Annotated in this window: 12 protein-coding genes; 5 read left to right on the plus strand and 7 right to left on the minus strand. The window is 71.6% G+C overall.

Features of this window, described 5'->3' with window-relative positions; translation table 11 throughout:
- Positions 1 to 94: 94 nt before the first annotated feature.
- The 3 genes from ACFW6B_RS20245 to fxsT all read left to right on the plus strand — a co-directional run bounded on the left by ACFW6B_RS20245 (position 95) and on the right by fxsT (position 6,029).
- Positions 95 to 1,303: an FxsB family cyclophane-forming radical SAM/SPASM peptide maturase gene (locus ACFW6B_RS20245; RefSeq protein ID WP_386597832.1), complete on the plus strand. Its 1,209-nt coding sequence runs from the start codon at positions 95 to 97 to the stop codon at positions 1,301 to 1,303.
- Positions 1,303 to 2,784 (plus strand): aKG-HExxH-type peptide beta-hydroxylase, encoded by a 1,482-nt coding sequence (locus tag ACFW6B_RS20250; RefSeq protein WP_386597941.1) that lies wholly within the window; start codon positions 1,303 to 1,305, stop codon positions 2,782 to 2,784. The genes ACFW6B_RS20245 and ACFW6B_RS20250 overlap by 1 nt, the downstream gene beginning before the upstream one ends.
- A gap of 233 nt (positions 2,785 to 3,017) precedes the next feature.
- A complete protein-coding gene (gene fxsT / locus ACFW6B_RS20255) occupies positions 3,018 to 6,029 on the plus strand; it encodes an FxSxx-COOH system tetratricopeptide repeat protein (protein WP_386597833.1) in 3,012 nt (1,003 codons plus the stop codon).
- Between the two features lie 89 nt (positions 6,030 to 6,118).
- On the opposite strand, the gene ACFW6B_RS20260 is transcribed toward fxsT, so the two are convergent.
- The 5 genes from ACFW6B_RS20260 to ACFW6B_RS20280 form a co-directional block, all read right to left on the minus strand.
- Positions 6,119 to 9,892: a multifunctional oxoglutarate decarboxylase/oxoglutarate dehydrogenase thiamine pyrophosphate-binding subunit/dihydrolipoyllysine-residue succinyltransferase subunit gene (locus ACFW6B_RS20260; protein ID WP_386597834.1), complete on the minus strand. Its 3,774-nt coding sequence runs from the start codon at positions 9,890 to 9,892 to the stop codon at positions 6,119 to 6,121.
- Between the two features lie 281 nt (positions 9,893 to 10,173).
- Positions 10,174 to 11,313, minus strand: coding sequence for an ATP-binding protein (locus tag ACFW6B_RS20265; RefSeq protein ID WP_386597835.1), 1,140 nt, complete (start codon positions 11,311 to 11,313; stop codon positions 10,174 to 10,176).
- Between the two features lie 61 nt (positions 11,314 to 11,374).
- On the minus strand, positions 11,375 to 12,112 hold the full coding sequence (locus ACFW6B_RS20270) for a response regulator transcription factor (RefSeq protein WP_037620929.1): 738 nt from the start codon (positions 12,110 to 12,112) through the stop codon (positions 11,375 to 11,377).
- 113 nt (positions 12,113 to 12,225) lie between these two features.
- Positions 12,226 to 12,903: a spermidine synthase gene (locus tag ACFW6B_RS20275; protein ID WP_386597942.1), complete on the minus strand. Its 678-nt coding sequence runs from the start codon at positions 12,901 to 12,903 to the stop codon at positions 12,226 to 12,228.
- 203 nt (positions 12,904 to 13,106) lie between these two features.
- Positions 13,107 to 13,385 (minus strand): hypothetical protein, encoded by a 279-nt coding sequence (locus tag ACFW6B_RS20280; RefSeq protein ID WP_386597837.1) that lies wholly within the window; start codon positions 13,383 to 13,385, stop codon positions 13,107 to 13,109.
- Positions 13,386 to 13,539: 154 nt separating this feature from the next.
- Between ACFW6B_RS20280 and lon the strand changes: the two genes are divergently transcribed.
- Positions 13,540 to 15,954, plus strand: a complete 2,415-nt coding sequence (gene lon, locus ACFW6B_RS20285) for an endopeptidase La (RefSeq protein WP_386597838.1) — start codon at positions 13,540 to 13,542, stop codon at positions 15,952 to 15,954.
- A 90-nt stretch (positions 15,955 to 16,044) separates the two neighbouring features.
- Here the strand turns inward: lon and ACFW6B_RS20290 are convergent, their stop codons facing one another.
- Positions 16,045 to 16,863, minus strand: a complete 819-nt coding sequence (locus ACFW6B_RS20290; RefSeq protein WP_386597839.1) for a lysozyme — start codon at positions 16,861 to 16,863, stop codon at positions 16,045 to 16,047.
- 299 nt (positions 16,864 to 17,162) lie between these two features.
- Between ACFW6B_RS20290 and ACFW6B_RS20295 the strand changes: the two genes are divergently transcribed.
- Complete coding sequence (locus ACFW6B_RS20295; RefSeq protein ID WP_386597840.1) at positions 17,163 to 17,681, plus strand: MarR family winged helix-turn-helix transcriptional regulator; 519 nt, start codon at positions 17,163 to 17,165, stop codon at positions 17,679 to 17,681.
- 388 nt (positions 17,682 to 18,069) lie between these two features.
- Here ACFW6B_RS20295 and ACFW6B_RS20300 read toward each other — a convergent pair whose 3' ends face one another.
- Positions 18,070 to 18,879, minus strand: a complete 810-nt coding sequence (locus ACFW6B_RS20300) for a protein phosphatase 2C domain-containing protein (protein WP_386597842.1) — start codon at positions 18,877 to 18,879, stop codon at positions 18,070 to 18,072.
- Positions 18,880 to 18,896 lie beyond the last annotated feature (17 nt).

Raw genomic sequence — 18,896 nt, forward strand, 5'->3', positions numbered from 1 at the left:
ACCGCACCCCGTCACCTCCGCGCCGCTCCCCGCCGTCCGGCCCCCGCGAGACGGTCCCGGACCCGAACCGCCCTTTCCCTTCCGGCAGTTCATCGTGAAGACGCACGGCCGCTGCAACCTCGCCTGCCGCTACTGCTACCTCTACGAAGGCCCCGACCACACCTGGCGCACCCGTCCCGCCGCCGCCCCGCCCGGAGTCCTGGAACGGACCGCGCGGCGGATCGGCGAACACGCCGAGGCCCACGGCCTGACGGATCTGTCCCTGGTCCTGCACGGCGGCGAACCCCTGCTGGCCGGAGCGGACACCCTCACCCGGTTCACCGGCCTCGTGCGCGACCGGGTCCCGCACGACTGCGCCGTGCACGCCACCGTCCAGACCAACGCCACCCTGCTCACCGAACGGCGGCTCGCCGCCCTGGCCCGGCACTCGATCCGCGTCGGCATCAGCCTGGACGGCGGCCTGCCCGAGCACAACACGCTGCGCACCGACCACGCCGGCCGCCCGTCCTGGCCCGCCGCCGCGCGCGGCGCCCGCCTGATCGCCGAGCAGCACCCGGAGGCGTACGCCGGGATCCTCACCGTCGTCGACCCCACGACGGACCCGGTCGAGGTGTACGAGTCCCTGCTCGCCCTGCGGCCGCCGGCCCTCGACCTGCTGCTCCCGCACGGCAACTGGTCCGCGCCCCCACCGCACCGGGAAGGCCCCGGAACCCCCTACGGCGACTGGCTGTGCGCCGTCTTCGACCGCTGGTGGCGGGCCGGGCGGCGGGAGACGCGGGTGCGGCTCTTCGAGGAGTGCCTCGCGCTGCTCCTCGGACTGCCCGCCGCCACCGAGTCGCTCGGCCTCGCGCCCTTCGACGCCGTCGTCGTCGAGACCGACGGCTCCATCGAACAGGTCGACTCCCTCAAGTCCTGCTACGAGGGGGCGGCCAGGACCGGTCTCGACGTCTTCCGGAACAGTTTCGACCAGGCCCTGCGCCACCCCGGCGTCGCCGCCCGGCAGGCGGGCACCGCCTCACTGGCCGCGCGCTGCCGGGCCTGCCCCCTGCTCTCCGTGTGCGGCGGCGGACACTACGCGCATCGATACCGCTCCGGCCACGGCTTCGCCAACCCGTCCGTGTACTGCGCCGACCTCCAGCGCTTCATCCGCCATGTCGCCGGGAGTCTCGCGGAGACCGCCGCCGTTCCCCCCGTGGCCACCGTGGCCACCGTGGCCGCGGTGCCGGCCTCCGGTCCCGCGCCCGCTTCCGGAGCCCCCGCTCCCCCCGCCGCCTCCGCCGCCCTCGAAGGAGATGCCCCGTGATCCTCCCCGCGGTCCCGGAACGGGCCGTGGACGAACTCGGCCGCACCGAAGGCGGCCCCGAGACCCTCGGGCTCCTCGTCCGCGACCAGCACACCCGCCGGCTGCTCCTGCTCCGCGCGGTCCTCGACGCCGCGGAGTCGGCCGCCCCGGACGTCTGTCCCCCCGCCGCGCTGAACCGGCTGCGCGAGGACTGGTCCCTGCTGGAGGAGGCCGAACGACTGGAGCCGTACGGACCCGCCGGCCTCCCGCCGGCGGCCGGGCCGGGCGCGGCCCGCGGGAACCGGCCCCCGCCGTCTCCCGTCCGAGCCCTCCTCCTCCACCCGTTCATCGGTCCCTGGGCCAGGGACGCCCTGCGCGCCCTCGGATCCGCGGCGGGGCCGCCGTCCACCGGTGAGACCCGTGAACCGGCCCGCGCCTTCGCACACTTCGGGGCACTCGCCGTCGTCGCCGCCGCCCGCGCCGGGGTGTCCTGCACGGTACGGCTGACCGCCCACGACGGCCTGCTGGCGCTTCCCTCGCTCGGCGCGCTGCGCACGGGCGGCCCCGGTTCCGGGACCACGGAGGTGGCGCTCGTGCACCGGCACGGCCGGCTGACGCTCAGACGGCCCGGCGAGGCCGACGTGGTCGTTCACCTCCAGAGCGGCACCGGCGCGTGGTCGGAGTCGGCGGCCTGGACGCCCGCGTACACGCTGCCCGGCCTGGTGCCGGGCTCCGCCCCCGTACCGCTGGACGACCTCGACCCCTACCGCACCGCACGCGGCGGACCCCGCCCGGACACCCTGAGCGGCCCGGCCGCCCTCGACGAAGCCGACCGCAAGCACTGGCTGCACACCTGGTCCGGCACCGCCGCGGCGCTCGGCACGGGCGGCGAGCGCCGGCTCGCGGAGTCGGTGGCACTGCTGCGCTGCCTGGTCCCGCTGGCCGCGCCGCCCGGCTCGGTCCCGGGCGGCACGGGCGGCAGTTGCAGCGGCACCCGGCGCGAGGCCTTCGGTGCGGTCCTCAGCAGCGCGCCCGCCACCGCGACCGCCTTCGCCGCCACCCTCGTCCACGAGATCCAGCACACCAAACTCGCCGCGCTCAGCGACATGACGACGCTCCATCACGCGAGCCCGGCGCTCCGCCACTTCGCGCCCTGGCGCCCCGATCCCCGCCCGTACGACGGCCTGTTGCAGGGCGCCTACTCCCACCTCGCGCTCGCGGACTTCTTCCAGTGCAGCGCGCTCTCCGCCACCCTTCCCGCCCGCCGCGACGCCGCCTGGGTGCAGCACGCGCGCTACCAGGCACAGGTCGGGGCCGTCCTGCCGACGCTCGTCGGATCGGGTGATCTCACCGTACGGGGACGCCGGTTCGTCGACCGCATGGTCGAGGTGTACGAACGGCTCGCCGAACAGCCGCCGCCCCGCGGACACGCTGCGCGCGCCACGGCGTACGTACAGGCCGCACGGACCCTGTGGAACCGGCGCCATGCCCCGGGCGAATGAACCGCGCGCCCCTCGCGCCCGCCGAACGCACCACACGCCGCCGTACCGATTGAGCCATCCTCGCCGGGAATCCACGGCTCTCGGCGAGGATGGCTCAATCGGTACGGACCGTACGCCAAGATCGTCGCTGAAGACCTTCGAGAAGGAACCGTGGAGCAAGCGACCGGCGTGTGTTCGCGCCCTATCGCCGACCCCCGCGGCGGTTCTAAAATCACGCGCGGGGAGGCCGCTGCATGTCTGGAGCTCGTACACCGGTCGGGCCGTCCGAGAGGGGGCCCGAGAAGCAGACCGTCACCATCAGCTTCGCCGGTTTCAACCGGGCCTGGGCGGCCTGGATCGGGGACCGTCTGGAGCGGCGCGGACACCGCGTGGTGTACCAGCGCTGGGACTCCCCGGCCGAGGTGCCCCTCGTCGACCTGCTGCGCGACCTGACCCTGGCCAAGGGCCGCATCCTGATCGTCGTCAGCGAGTGGTACTTCCAGCTCGGCCCGCGCACCCACGAGGAGTGGAACGCCGCGCTGCGCGAGGTCGTCGTACCCGACCCGTCCCGCTTCGCGGCCGTCTCCGTCACCAACAGCATCCTGCCGACGGCCACCACCGTGCTCGGCGCGGTCGACCTGAACAACATGGGCGCCGACGAAGCCGAGCGCCGCGTCCTGGAACGCCTCGACCTGCCCTCCGAACCGCTCCCCGACTCCGTCGAGGGCACCCGGCGCGGCCCCCGCTTCCCGGCGGCCATGCCCGAGGTCTGGGGCGGGGTACCGCGCCGCAACACCCGCTTCACCGGCCGCGAGCCGCTCCTGAACGACGCCTACCACCTGCTCCAGGGCGCCGAGGCGGGCGCGGGCGTGGTCACCCTGCACGGCATGTCCGGCGTCGGCAAGACCCAGCTGGCCGCCGAGTACGTGTACCGCTTCGGCTCCGAGTACGACGTGGTGTGGTGGGTCAACGCCGAGAAACGGGTCACCTACCGGCGCCGACTGGCCGAACTCGCACCGCAGTTGGGTCTGACGACCGGCGCCGAATACGGTGAACGGCTGCGTGCCGTACGCGACTCGCTGCGCCGGGGCGACCCGTACGCCCGCTGGCTGCTGATCCTGGACGGCGCGGACGAGCCCGACCAGATCTACGACCTCGTCCCCACCGGACCCGGCCACGTCCTGATCACCTCGCGCAACCCCGAGTGGAGCGAGCACAACAGCAAGCTGCTGGAGGTGCCGGTCTACGCCCGCGACGAGTCCGTCGCCTTCATCCGCCGCCGCGCTCCCCGCCTGACCGAACCCGAGGCCGACCAGCTCGCCGAGGCCCTGGAGGACCTGCCGCTCCTGCTGGACCAGACGGCCGGCTGGCTCAACGACTCGGACCTGTCCGTCCAGGAGTACATCGCCCTCCTGGACGGCGGAATCGACCAGGACGTCGTCAAGATCTCCGCCGACTTCCCGGTCGCCTTCCAGACCGCCTGGTCGATACTGCTGAACAAACTCCGCGACACCGTCCCGGAGTCCGTCGACCTGCTGCGCCTGTGCACCTTCTTCGCACCGGGCTTCATCCCCGTACGCCTCCTGAAGGAGATGCCGCACGACCAGCTGCCGGAACAGATCGCGGGCCTGCTCAACGACCCGCTGCTGTGGAACAGGGCGATCAACCAGCTCCGCCAGTACTCCGTCGTCCGCCTGGAGTCCCACGAGGCGGCCGGCGACGAGGCGGCCTCGTCCGGCGAGTCCCTGTACCTGCACCGCATGGTCCACCAGATCGTCCACAAGGACATGCCCGACGAGGACCGCCGCGAGTTCATCGACGTGGTCCGCCGCGCCCTGGCGGCGGCGGACCCCCGCCGCCCCACGGACACCCGCCTGTGGCCCGGCTACGCGGAGATCGTCCCGCACCTGAAGTACGCGGACGTCCTGCAGAGCAACGACTCCGCGGTCCAGCGGCTCGTCTTCAACTCCCTGCGCTACATGTACCTTTCGGGAGAGTACGTCGCGGGCATCAAGCTGGGTGAACGTGCCATGGAAACCTGGCGCGCCCTGCTCGGCGACACCCACCCCCGAGTCTGGGAACTGACCCACCACTACGCCAACCTCCTGCGCGCCGTGGGCGACTACGAACGGACGGAAGCCCTGGAGAGGGCGGCCGTCGACCATCTGCGCCAGGAACGGGGCGAACACGACCTCGATCATCTGCGGGCGGTCGGCGGGCTTGCCGCCGACCTGCGGGGTCTGGCGCGCTACGACGAGGCGCTGGAGCGCTCCGAGTGGCTCCTGTCGGCGTACCGGGAACTGCTCGGTGAGACGGACTCGCGCACCCTGAACGCGCAGAACAACGTCGCCGTCTCGCTGCGCCTGCTCGGCCGCTATCAGAAAGTGCTGGAGATCGACCAGCGGATGCTGGAAGCGCGTCGGCAGCTTCTGCGCGGACGGCACCCGTGGACCCTGTACTCGGAGATCGCCTACGCGACCGACCTGCGCCTCCTGGGGCGTTACACCGAGGCCGAGTCGATCCAGGCGAAGAGCGTCCGCGAGCACCGTATCGTCATGGGCGCCGATCACCCGGAGACTCTGCGCGCGGAGCACAACCTCGCGCTGTGCCAGTACCGTGCGGGTGACCGGACCAGGGCCGGAGCGATGTTCGCTCATGTACTGGAGCGCAGCGAGCGGGTCCTCGGAGAGAGCCACCCGACCACTTTGAGCTTCGCCGTCAGCGAGAGCTGCTTCGCCCGCGAGCACGGAGACATCGACCACGCGCGGGAAGTCAGCGAAGCCGTCGTCGCACGCTACGAACTGCTGCTCGCCGAGGGGCACCCCTACCTCGCCGGAACCCGGGCCAACCACGCCCTGGTGCTCCGCAGCGTGGGCGAGCGCCAGGCGGCCCACGTGACCATCGAACAGTCCCTGGCCGAGATGACCGCGGCCGTGGGGGAGAACCACCCCTGGACCCTGGGGTGCGCCGTCAACGCCGCTGCCCTGCGCAATCTCCTGGGAGACCCCGAGTCGGCGGCGGAACTCGGCCATCTGACGGTCATGAGGGCCACCGAGATGCTGGGACGGGTCCATCCCCTGACCCTGTCGGCGCGCGTCGCGCTCGCGGCGGACCTCCGCGGACTGAGGGACGTCCAGCAGGCCGAGAAGATCGAGCAGGAGGCGCTGGAGGATCTGGCGGGCACGCTGGGCGCCCAGCACGCTCACACCATCTCGGCCCGCTCGCGCAACCGGCCGTTCTGGGACTTCGAGCCCTACATCACCTGACAGGCAGGTACCAGGACAGCGGAAAAGGGCCCGGCCCCGAGTCCACCAGGACTCGGGGCCGGGCCCCTTCGTGCTGCCGTGCCGGAGGCCTACGCCTCGTACACCTCACGCACCAGCTGCTCCTGCTCCGCCTGGTGCCGCTTCGCGGAACCGACGGCGGGGGAGGAGGAGTGCGGACGCGAGATGCGGCGCAGGCGCTCGGCGCCCGGGACGTCCGCGCCGACCGCCAGGTCCAGGTGGTCGATCAGGTTGAGCGCGATGAACGGCCAGGCACCCTGGTTCGCCGGCTCCTCCTGGGCCCACAGGTACTTCTCGGCGTTCGGGTACTTGGCGATCTCCGCCTGGAGCTCGGCACCCGGGAGCGGGTACAGGCGCTCGATGCGGATGATCGCCGTGTCCGTGGAGCCGCGCTTCTGCCGCTCGGCCTCCAGGTCGTAGTACAGCTTGCCGGCGCAGAACACGACCTTGCGCACGGCGGCCGCGTCGACCGAGTCGTCGCCGATGACCGGGCGGAACTGGCCCGAGGTGAACTCCTCCGCCTTCGAGGCCGCGGCCTTCAGGCGCAGCATCGACTTCGGGGTGAAGACCACCAGCGGCTTGTGGTGCGGGTTGTGCACCTGCCACCGCAGGAGGTGGAAGTAGTTCGCCGGGGACGTCGGCTGGGCGACCGTCATGTTGTTCTGGGCGCACAGCTGCAGGAAGCGCTCGATACGGGCCGAGGAGTGGTCCGGGCCCTGGCCCTCGTAGCCGTGCGGCAGGAGCAGGGTGACGCCGGACGTCTGGCCCCACTTCTGCTCGGCGGCCGAGATGTACTCGTCGACGACCGTCTGCGCGCCGTTGACGAAGTCGCCGAACTGCGCCTCCCACATCACCAGCGCGTCCGGGCGGGCCAGCGAGTAGCCGTACTCGAAGCCCATGACCGCGTACTCGGAGAGCAGCGAGTCGTAGACGTTCAGACGGGCCTGCTCGTCCGAGAGGTACTGGAGCGGGGTGTAGTCCTCGCCGTTGACCCGGTCGATCAGCACCGCGTGGCGCTGGCCGAAGGTGCCGCGGCGCGAGTCCTGGCCGGACAGCCGGACCGGCGTGCCCTCCAGGAGCAGCGAACCGATGGCGAGGGTCTCGCCCATGCCCCAGTCGATCGTGCCGTCCTCGATCATCGCCGCGCGGCGCTGGAGCTGCGGGAGCAGCCGCGGGTGCACGGTGACGCTGTCGGGGATGTTGACCTGGGACTCGGCGATCCGCTTCACGACCTCCTGGGAGACCGCGGTGGGCACGGCGACCGGGAACTCGGCCTTGGCGTCCGGGACGTGGGCCTCGGGTGCCTGCGAGACGGCCTCGCGGACCTCGGTGAAGACCTTCTCCAGCTGGCCCTGGAAGTCCTGCAGCGCCTGCTCGGCCTCTTCGAGGGTGATGTCGCCGCGGCCGATCAGGGACTCGGTGTAGAGCTTGCGCACCGAGCGCTTCTTGTCGATCAGGTCGTACATCAGCGGCTGCGTGAACGCCGGGTTGTCGGACTCGTTGTGTCCGCGGCGGCGGTAGCAGATGAGGTCGATCACGACGTCCTTGTTGAACGCCTGACGGAACTCGAACGCGAGGCGCGCGACGCGGACGACGGCCTCGGGGTCGTCGCCGTTCACGTGGAAGATCGGCGCCTCGATCATGCGGGCCACGTCGGTGGCGTACATGGAGGAGCGCGACGACTCCGGGGCGGCGGTGAAGCCGACCTGGTTGTTGATGACGATGTGGACCGTGCCGCCCGTGCGGTAGCCGCGCAGCTGCGACATGTTGAGCGTCTCGGCGACCACGCCCTGGCCGGCGAAGGCCGCGTCACCGTGCAGGGCGACGGGCAGGACGGTGAAGTCCGTGCCGCCCTTGTTGATGATGTCCTGCTTGGCGCGGACGATGCCCTCGATGACCGGGTCGACCGTCTCCAGGTGGGACGGGTTGGCGGCCAGCGAGACCTTGATCTGCTCGCCGTCCAGGCCGGTGAAGGTGCCCTGGGCGCCCAGGTGGTACTTCACGTCGCCGGAGCCGTGCATCGACTTCGGGTCGAGGTTGCCCTCGAACTCGCGGAAGATCTGCGCGTACGACTTGCCGACGATGTTGGCGAGGACGTTCAGGCGGCCGCGGTGGGCCATGCCGATGACGACCTCGTCCAGGCGGGACTCCGCGGCGCTGTCGATGACGGCGTCGAGGAGCGGGATGACGGACTCGCCGCCCTCCAGGGAGAAGCGCTTCTGGCCGACGTACTTCGTCTGCAGGAAGGTCTCGAAGGCCTCGGCGGAGTTCAGCCGGCGCAGGATGCGCAGCTGCTCCTCGCGCTCCGGCTTGGAGTGCGGGCGCTCGATGCGGTCCTGGATCCACTTGCGCTGCTTCGGGTCCTGGATGTGCATGAACTCGATGCCGGTGGTGCGGCAGTACGAGTCGCGCAGCACGCCGAGGATGTCGCGCAGCTTCATCAGGGACTTGCCCGAGAAACCGCCGACCGCGAACTCGCGCTCCAGGTCCCACAGGGTGAGCCCGTGCTCGGTGATGTCCAGGTCGGGGTGCTTGCGCTGCTTGTACTCCAGCGGGTCGGTGTCGGCCATGACGTGGCCGCGGACCCGGTAGGAGTGGATCAGCTCGAAGACGCGGGCGGCCTTGGTGACGTCGTCGTCGTGGCTGGCGTCGATGTCCTTGAGCCAGCGGACCGGCTCGTAGGGGATCCGCAGCGACTCGAAGATCTCGTCGTAGAAGCCGGTCTCGCCGAGCAGGTAGTTCGCGACGATGCGCAGGAACTCGCCGGAGGCGGCGCCCTGGATGACCCGGTGGTCGTAGGTCGACGTGAGCGTCATGACCTTCGCGATGCCGAGCTTGTTCAGGGTGTCCTGGGAGGTGCCCTGGAACTCCGCCGGGTAGTCCATCGAGCCGACGCCCATGATGACCGACTGTCCGGGCATCAGACGCGGGACCGAGTGGACGGTGCCGAGGCCGCCGGGGTTGGTCAGGGAGACCGTGACACCGGTGAAGTCGTCCATCGTCAGCTTGCCGTCACGGGCGCGGCGGACGATGTCCTCGTAGGCCTGCCAGAACTCGAAGAAGTTCAGCGTCTCGGCCTTCTTGATGCCCGCGACGACGAGCTGGCGGTCGCCGTTGGGCTTCACCAGGTCGATGGCGAGGCCGAAGTTGACGTGCGCGGGCTTGACGAGGGTGGGCTTCCCGTCCTTCTCCGCGTAGTGCCAGTTCATCGACGGCATGGCCTTGATGGCCTGCACCATCGCGTACCCGATGAGGTGGGTGAAGGAGATCTTCCCGCCCCGGGCGCGCTTCAGGTGGTTGTTGATGACGATGCGGTTGTCGAAGAGCAGCTTCACCGGGACCGCGCGCACGGACGTGGCCGTGGGCAGCTCGAGGGAGGCGTTCATGTTCTTCGCGACGGCACCGGCGGGACCGCGCAGGGTGACGTACTCGGGGCCCTCGGGCGCCTCGGCGGCCGGAGCGGCCTTCGGCTTCGCGGCGGCGGGAGCCGGGGCGGCGGCAGCGGGCTTCGGAGCCGCGGGAGCGGCGGCCGGAGCGGGCGCGGCCGGGGCCTGGGGAGGAGCCTGGCGCGCCGGGGGAGGCACGGGAGCGGCCGGTGCGGCCGTGGTGGTCCCTGCGGCCCCCGCGGCCGCAGTACCCGCCGCAGCCGCGGCGGCGGGCGCCCCGGGCTTGTAATCGGCGAAGAAGTCCCACCAGGCTCGGTCTACGGAGTTCGGGTCCTGGAGGTACTGCTGATAGATCTCGTCGACGAGCCACTCGTTGGCACCGAAGGCGGCCGCGGGGTTCTTCCCGGCGGCCTGGTCATCGGTCGAGATACTCGAGTTACTGGGGGACTGTGGCGACACGGCGCTAACCGCCCTCTTCCGCTTCACAAGGTGATGGACAGCGGGAATAAAGGCTACGCCTCCCCGGCCGAGAAGGTCAGGCCGGGCCCGTCCAACGTCGCGTAAGTCACATCGGATTCCGTGTTTCGCCCATGGAAATGGCGGGAAACAAGCGTGGTTCCGCATCGGAATGGGTACGTCGGCCCGGGGTCGCGGCATGCCTCACGCGGCCCTGTGCCTGATCACACGTGTACGCGCGCGGCGACAGCGATGGATCTTGTGGCTCCGGTTCGAACTTTACGTCAACTTGGCAGAGAAGGGAGGCCCGGAAGGATGACCTGGATCCGGCAGCCCCGCTGAGATTCGGCCACACCGATGCGTCCGCCGTGCAGATCCACGGCCCAGCGGGCGATCGCGAGCCCCAGTCCCGTACCGCCGTCGCTGCCCGGACCGTGCGGCGCGGGCACCCCTCCGCGGTTGAACCGCTCGAAGACGCGGTGCCACTCCGACTTCGGAATGCCGGGCCCCTCGTCCAGGACCTCCAGGGCCAGCGACTCGGGAAGGTCGCCGCGCCTGGCCCGTACCGTCACCCGGCCGTGCGGCGGGCTGTGCTTGACCGCGTTGTCGATGAGGTTCGCCACGACCTGGTGGATCCGCTCCGGGTCCGCGTGCGCGGTCAGCTCCGGCGGGGACACGTCGAGGTGCAGATGGACGTCCGTACGGGTGTGGCCGCCGCCGGAGCCCGAGGTGAGGTCCGCGCGCGCGGAGGCGACCATGTTGGCCTCCTTCAGCACCCCGGACAGATACGGCCACACCTCGAAACGCCGCCTGCGCAGCGGTACGACGCCGTTGTCCAGCCGGGACAGGTCGAGGAGGGTCTCCACCAGCCGCCCGAGCCGCTCCGTCTGCTTCAGCGCGGTGCGCATCGTCTCGGGATCGGCCTCGGAGACACCGTCCACGACGTTCTCCAGGACGGCGCGGAGCCCCGCGATGGGGGTCCGCAGCTCGTGCGAGACGTTCGCCACGAGCTCCTTGCGCTGACGGTCCTGGGCCTCCAGCTCGTCGGCCATGAGGTTGATCGTCTGGGCCAGGTCGCCCAGCTCGTCCCGCCGGTCGTCGCGCACCCGGCGGGTGTAGTCCCCGTGCCATATGGAGCGGGCCACCGCGTTCATCTCGTCCAGCGGCGCGGTGAGCGAGTGCGCCACGAACTGCGTGATCAGCAGGGTGGCGATCATCGAGAAGACCGTGATGAAGCGGAGCTCCGTCTTGGTGTGCACCGCGATCATCGACAGACCGGTCGTGATGAGCACGGATATGACGACCAGCGCGCCCAGCTTGGTCTTGATCGAGAAGGGCCGCACCTCGCCCCAGGAACCCGAGCTCCTGCGCTCCGCGGACGCGCGCTCGCCGAGCCCGCGTCCCCGCTCTCCGAGTCCGCTCATCACATCAGCCCCTCACGCGGGTCCCGTCGAACGGGTCCCGACGTCTTCTACGAAACCCGGCTCAGGGAGTCGGGGTCTCCAGCGCGTAGCCGACGCCGTGGACCGTACGGATCCGCTCGGCGCCGATCTTGCGGCGCAGCGCCTTGATGTGGCTGTCGACCGTCCGGGTGCCGGAGGCGTCCGCCCAGTCCCACACCTCGGCGAGCAACTGCTCGCGCGAGAGTACGGCACGCGGGGTGTTCGCGAGGCAGACGAGCAGGTCGAACTCGGTCGGGGTGAGGTGGACGTCCTCGCTGCGGACCCGCACCCGGCGCTGCGCGTGGTCGATCTCCAGCTCGCCGAGCCGCAGGATGCCGCTGCGCGGGGTGGAGGCCGCGACCACCGCGCGCTCGACCCTGCGCAGCAGGACGTGCACCCGGGCGGCCAGCTCGCGCATCGAGAACGGCTTGGTCATGTAGTCGTCGGCGCCGACCCCGAGCCCGACCAGCATGTCGGTCTCGTCGTCGCGCGCGGTGAGCATCAGCACCGGCACCGGGCGGGCGGCCTGCACGCGCCGGCAGACCTCCAGACCGTCGAAGCCGGGCAGCATGATGTCGAGGATCAGCAGGTCGGGCTGCCATGCCTCGGCGGTGTCGACGGCGGCCGGGCCGTCGCCCGCGGTTTGCACGAGGAATCCCTCGGCTCGCAGACGGGCCGCGATGGCGTCGACGATCGTGGGGTCGTCCTCGACGACCAGGACCCGGCGCTGAGCGCCCGGGGTCGCCGCCGTGCCGTTCTGGGAGGTGTGTGTCTGCTCCATCGCCCGCCCCTGAAGTGTGCTTTCCGGAATCCGTGGGGTGATCCCATGACTGCGCTTGACGCTTGAATGATCCGCGCCAGGCAAGCAGGGTACGGGCAGTGGGTGCGCCGCGGCTATCCAGGTCTTACCGCGAGGTGCACCACGTCGGGAACGCCTCGGGCAACAGGGATCATTTCGGTGCGCACCCGATGGAATCCGGCATCACGCAGGGTTCCCTCGAACTCCGGGGAGGGCTGCGCCGACCACACGGCGAGGACCCCGCCCGGCCTCAACGCCCTTGCGCAGCTCGCCAGTCCGGACGGTCCGTACAGTCCCGCGTTGCCTTCGGTGACCGTCCAGCCGGGTCCGTTGTCGATGTCGAGGCACAGGGCGTCGAACGTGTCGGAGATCTCGGCGACGTACTCGACGAGATCCCGCTCGACGATGTCGGTGCGCGGATCGGCGAGCGCCCGGGCCGACAGCGCGGCGAGGGGGCCGTCCCGGTGCCAGCCGACGATCGCCCGTTCGCGCTCGACGACGGTGATGCGCCCCCAGCGCCGGTCGGCCGCGGCGTGCGCCAGCGAGAACCCGACGCCCAGCCCGCCGATCAGCACGCTCGGCTCCGGGCGCCCGTCCAGGGCGTCGTACGCCGCGTCCATGAGCAGCCGCTCGGAGCGCCCGTCGGAGGTGTCCATCAGGAAGCACCCGTTGGCGATGATCTGCAGCAGGTCGCCGTGGCGCCGCAGCACGACCTCCCCGTACGGACCCTGGCGGCGGTCGATGACTTCGGGAGTCTCGTACGAGGCGGTCATGGCCGCCATCCTGGCATTTTCACCTGTACGGGTTCCGGGATTTCGCCGGGAACGGCTCTCTCGGCTCCCGGGGTGACGGCGGCCGCACGAGGTTGACGCGTCCCGCAGGCGCCCCTTTCTCCCCTCCCCCGGCGGACGGGAGGCGGCCCGTTGAGCCGTCGGAGGGAGGGTAGGGCGGAGGAGGCCGGGCCGGAGGGGACCGGTCAGCGGTGGTGGGCCCCGTTCTGGGCGTGGGACGCGGAGTGCCACGCCTCCATGCCGGCCAGGGAGGCTTCCTTGGCCTGCCGCCACTTCATGGCCGCCGCCTGCGACGGGGGCACGTCCATGGCGCGGATCATGCGCCGGCCCGCGGAGACCACGGCGCCGGCCGCGATGACCATGCCGGTGCACGCCACCAGGGCGCCGGCCGCGGTGAGCGCGGCGCCGACCGTGACGAGACGGGTGTCGATGTCGAGCTTGTTCTGGGCGAGGTGATGGTTCATGACTCCACCATCCGAGCCGGACGGCCACCCCGCATCCCGGGCGGCCTCCGGGAGCCCGTAAGCGATCGCTCACAGCGAACGGTCATCGGGGAACATTGCGGAGCCCCCGTGCATTGAGTCGGCATAGCTCAACTTGACTGCCGAAGGGGAGATCATGGCTTCGACGTCCGCATCACTCACCCTGCCCGTGCTGCCGCTCGACGACGAGGTGGTGCTGCCCGGGATGGTGGTTCCGCTGGACCTGAACGACACCGATGTGCGCGCCGCGGTGGAGGCAGCCCAGGCCGCCGCCCGTTCAACGCCCGGAAAGCCTCAGGTACTCCTGGTGCCGCGCATCGACGGGACCTACGCGGGCACCGGAGTGCTCGGCACGGTCGAGCAGGTCGGCCGGCTGGCCGACGGTGACCCGGGCGCGCTGATCCGGGGGCGCGGGCGCGTGAGGGTGGGCGCGGGGACCACCGGTCCCGGTGCCGCGCTGTGGGTCGAGGGCACCCGGGTCGAGGAGACCGTGCCCGAACCCCTGCCCGGCAAGGTCGCCGACCTGGTGAAGGAGTACAAGGCCCTGGCCACGAGCTGGCTGCGCAAGCGCGCCGCCTGGCAGGTCGTGGACCGGGTGCAGCAGATCGACGACGTCTCCGCCCTTGCCGACAATTCCGGTTACTCACCCTTCCTCACCGTGGAACAGAAGGTCGAGCTCCTGGAGACCGCCGACCCGGTGGCCCGGCTCAAGCTCGCCACCGAGCAGCTCCGCGAGCACCTCGCCGAGCAGGACGTCGCCGAGTCCATCGCCAAGGACGTCCAGGAGGGCGTCGACAAGCAGCAGCGCGAGTTCCTGCTGCGGCGCCAGCTCGAAGCGGTGCGCAAGGAGCTGCGCGACCTCAAGGGAGAGGGAGGCGAGGACGAGACCGACGACTACCGCGCCCGGGTCGAGGCCGCCGACCTCCCGGAGAACGTCCGCGAGGCGGCGCTCAAGGAGGTCGAGAAGCTGGAGCGGTCCAGTGACCAGTCGCCCGAGGGCGGCTGGATCCGGACCTGGCTCGACACCGTCCTGGAGCTGCCGTGGAACGAACGGACCGAGGACGCGTACGACATCAGGGGCGCCCGGGCCGTGCTCGACGCCGAGCACGCCGGTCTGGAGGACGTGAAGGAGCGCATCACCGAGTACCTGGCCGTGCGCAAGCGGCGCTCGGACCGGGGCCTCGGAGTCGTCGGCGGGCGGCGCGGCGGCGCCGTGCTCGCACTCGTCGGCCCGCCCGGCGTCGGAAAGACCTCGCTCGGCGAGTCCGTCGCCCATGCCATGGGCCGCAAGTTCGTCCGCGTCGCCCTCGGCGGCGTCCGGGACGAGGCCGAGATCCGCGGACACCGCCGTACGTACGTCGGCGCGCTGCCCGGCCGGATCGTCCGAGCGGTCAAGGAGGCCGGGTCGATGAACCCGGTGGTCCTGCTGGACGAGATCGACAAGGTCGGCTCCGACTTCCGGGGCGACCCGGCGGCGGCCCTGCTCGAAGTCCTCGACCCGGCGCAGAACCACACCTTCCGCGACCACTACCTGGAGGTCGAACTCGACCTGTCCGACGTCGTGTTCCTCGCCACGGCCAACGTCCTGGAAGCCATCCCGGAAGCCCTGCTCGACCGCATGGAGCTGGTCCGCCTCGACGGCTACACCGAGGACGAGAAGGTCGTCATCGCCCGGGACCACCTGCTGCCGCGCCAGCTGGAGCGGGCGGGCCTGGAGAAGGGCGAGGTCGTCCTCGACGAGAGCGCGCTGCGCAGGCTCGCGGGGGAGTACACCCGGGAAGCGGGCGTGCGGAACCTGGAGCGGGGCATCGCCCGGTTGCTGCGCAAGGTCGCGGCCCAGCACGAACTGGGCGAGCGGGAGCTGCCGTTCACGGTGACCGACGCCGATCTGCGCGGGCTCATCGGGCGTCCGCACCACGTGCCGGAGTCGGCGCAGGACCCGGCCGAGCGCCGCACGGCGGTGCCCGGTGTCGCCACGGGGCTCGCGGTCACCGGCGCGGGCGGTGACGTCCTCTACGTGGAGGCGTCGCTGGCCGACCCGGAAACGGGCGCGGCCGGACTGACCCTCACCGGCCAGCTCGGCGACGTGATGAAGGAGTCGGCGCAGATCGCGCTCTCCTTCCTGCGCTCGCACGGCGCGGAGCTCGAACTGCCCGTCGGCGACCTGAAGGACCGGGGCGCGCACATCCACTTCCCGGCGGGCGCGGTCCCCAAGGACGGTCCGAGCGCGGGCGTCACGATGACGACCGCCCTGGCGTCGCTGCTGTCGGGCCGGCTGGTGCGCACCGACGTGGCCATGACCGGTGAGGTCTCGCTGACCGGGCGGGTGCTGCCGATCGGCGGGGTGAAGCAGAAGCTGCTCGCCGCGCACCGGGCGGGTGTCACGACCGTGATCATCCCCAAGCGCAACGAGGCCGACCTGGACGACGTCCCGGCCGAGGTCCTGGAGAAGCTCGACGTCCACACCGTCACGGACGTCCGCCAGGTCCTTCAGCTGGCACTCGCGCCGGCGACGAACGGCGCGGTGCCGGAGGTTCCGGTGGCGGCGTGACGGGCTGCCGCCGGAAGGGAAGGCCCGGGTCCCGTGAGGGAGGCCCGGGCCTTCGCCGTACGCCGGCGTCCCGTCGTACGGCGGGTGCTGTCAGCCGTTGGCCAGGGCCTTGACCCGGTCCAGGGCGCCGTTGAACTTGTCGTGGTCCCCGACCGTCGGGCCCGACGACGTGTACTGCCACATCGTGTAGTAACCCCAGCCCGCCGGGAGCGTCCCCGGGTCGGAGGCGTAGCGGGCGATCCACAGGGGGTGGTCGGACGCGAAGCCGCCGTGGTTGCCGGTGCACTGGGTCCACCAGGTCGCGGCCGTGTAGATCACCGCGTCACGGCCGGTCCTGGCCCGGTACTGGGTGAGGAAGCTGCTGATCCAGCTCACCATCGCGCTCTGCGACTTGCCGTAGCAGGCGGCCCCGTACGGGTTCCACTCGATGTCGAGGGTGCCGGGGAGCGTCTTGCCGTCGCCCGACCAGCCGCCGCCGTGGTCGACGAAGTAGTTGGCCTGGGCGGCACCCGTCGTGGTGTCCGGGGTCGCGAAGTGGTACGACCCGCGGATCATGCCGACGTTGTACGCGCCGTTGTACTGCTGGGCGAAGTACGGGTTCGTGTAGTACGTCCCCTCGGTCGCCTTGGTGTAGGCCCATCTGACCCCGCTGTTCCACAGGGTCGACCAGGCGACGTTGCCCTGGTGGCCGGAGACGTCGACGCCTTCCGTCTGGGTGGCGTCACCGGTGGACGGCGTGCCGTCCTGGCCGTCGTGGGCGATGACCCCGGTGCCCATCCGGGCGGAGCCCCGGGCGGGGGTGTCGGCGGCGGAGGAGGGGAGGGCGGAGAGGAGGGAGAAGGCGACGAGCAGGGTTCCTGCCGCGAGCACTCGCAGGCGGCGGGCCGTTCCGGATCTGTGCACGGACATGTGCGTGCCTCCGAAGGGCGAGGGAGCTCCGGAGCCCAGCAGGGGGAGCTCGGTGGAGCTCGGTGGGGGGAAAGCGCGGGCATGCGTGCCCCGGGGGGATCAGGTCGTCCTTGACCTGGGAGTGGCGTGCGCATGCCAGTAAAGGTGTCTGATAAAGAAGCTACGCACGTAGACGACGGCGTGGAAGAGGGGTCGGAGGCTGCCGTTGGTCTACGCCTGCGAAATACTGGCCGAGCTGCGGCAACGGCGAGTTCCGGCAGAAACTTTCAGGATCGGGAAACCGGGTCAGGGGTGCTGACGTGCACGAGGGCGGAAACGACGGCGGACGTCCGGTCGAATCCGGTGTGTCGGGAAATGGTGTGGACCGGCCCGCGGCGCTCGGCGGCGGGGACCGCGAGTTCCTTTCCCTGGAACGCGAGTTGACCGTGTTCCTGCGCCGCGCCCGCGCCAACCAGGGGGAGATGGCCCGCGAGGTCCACCCCGATCTGGAGTCCGCCGCGTACGGACTCCTCGTCAGGCTCGAGGAGTGCGGCCGCCAGCGCGCCACGGAACTCGCCGCCTACATCGGCGTCGGCAAGGCCACGATGTCCCGGCAGCTCCGCGCCCTGGAGGAGCTGGGCCTGGTCGCGCGCGAACCCGACCCCGCCGACGGCCGCGCCTGGCTCGTCCACCTCACCGAGGAGGGCCGCGGCCGTGTCTCCAGCGTCCGCGAGGCCCGCCGTGCCCGCTACGTCCGCCAGCTCGCCCACTGGGACCAGAACGAGGTCGCCGAGCTCGCCCGGCTGCTGAACCAGCTCAACCGCGGCATGGAGAAGTAGCCCCCACCCGGCCGACGCCCGCACACCACCTCCGGCGGGTCCGCCACCGCTTCCCCGGCGGACACCCGGGCCCGCCATCCCCGGCCGACGCCCGGGCCGCGTCCCGGGCCGCCTTCCCGATCGATGTCCGGGCTCGACGCCCCGGTCGACGCCCGTACCGTCGGCTCCGGCCGATGCCGGGCCCGTCGCCTCCCTCCGGCCGGCATCCGTGCCGCCGCTTCCCTGGTGGACGCCTGACCGCTTCCTCGGCCGACGCCCGGGCCCGCCGCCCCGGCCGATGTCCGGGCCGCAGCGCCCGCCGATGTCCGGGCTCGCCGCCCCGGCCGACGCCCGCACCGCCGGCTCCGGCCGATGCCGGGGTCCGTCAGGCCGGCATGCGCGCCGCCGCTCACGGCCCCGTCCGTGCCTCCGGGAGTTCCACGAACACCACCGTCGCGTCGTCGTGCGTCTTGCCCCGCCGGCCCTCCGGCCGCTCCGCGGCCTCCGAGCGCTCCAGGCGCCGTACGCGCTCGACGAGCGAGGCGGAGCCCTCCTCGCGCACCAGCGCGAACAGCTCGGCCCAGTCGCCCGCCCGGAACCTCTCCACCCACCGGGCGGCGCCGTCCGTGAGGGCCGTCAGGGCGCGCACCGAGGACCGGGGGAGGACGCCCGTCACCGCGCGCGAGGCCACCGACGGGTCCGCGGCCGCCGTGAAGAAGCCGCCCTCCATGTTGCGGACGGTGGAGTCGACGACGGCGTCCGAGACGAGGGCCGCGCGCGGCAGGCGCGCGAGACGGTCGTCCATCAGGACGGCGACCTCGCCGGCGGGGGACTCCACCAGCAGGGCCGAGTCCGAGAGGATCAGGTACTCCACCTGCGCCGGGGACCACCGCGCGAGGACCACGGTTGCCTGGGGCGTGCGCGGGTGAGAAAGGTCACAGGTGTCGGCGTGCGCGTCGGCGACGCGGCGAATCGCCCGCGCCAGGACCTCCGAGAGGGGCAAATCCCCCTGCGAAACGGACAGTTCGGTCAGTGCTCCGCCGAGCCGCGCGCAGAACCAGGGCACCGGGTGCACACAGCCGTAGTCGCTCCGGGGCGGCGTCACCCCGTCGAGCAGGACCAGCGAACCGCCCTGTCCTGAAGCGGGAAGCCCGACCGATGCGAAGTCCTCATTGGGGCGGTCCGGGTCTCCGGGCTCCGACACGAGTTCAGTGCGCATTCCGCCAGTCTGCACGA

It is taken from the genome of Streptomyces sp. NPDC058751 (assembly GCF_042746485.1).
GTDB lineage: Bacteria > Actinomycetota > Actinomycetes > Streptomycetales > Streptomycetaceae > Streptomyces.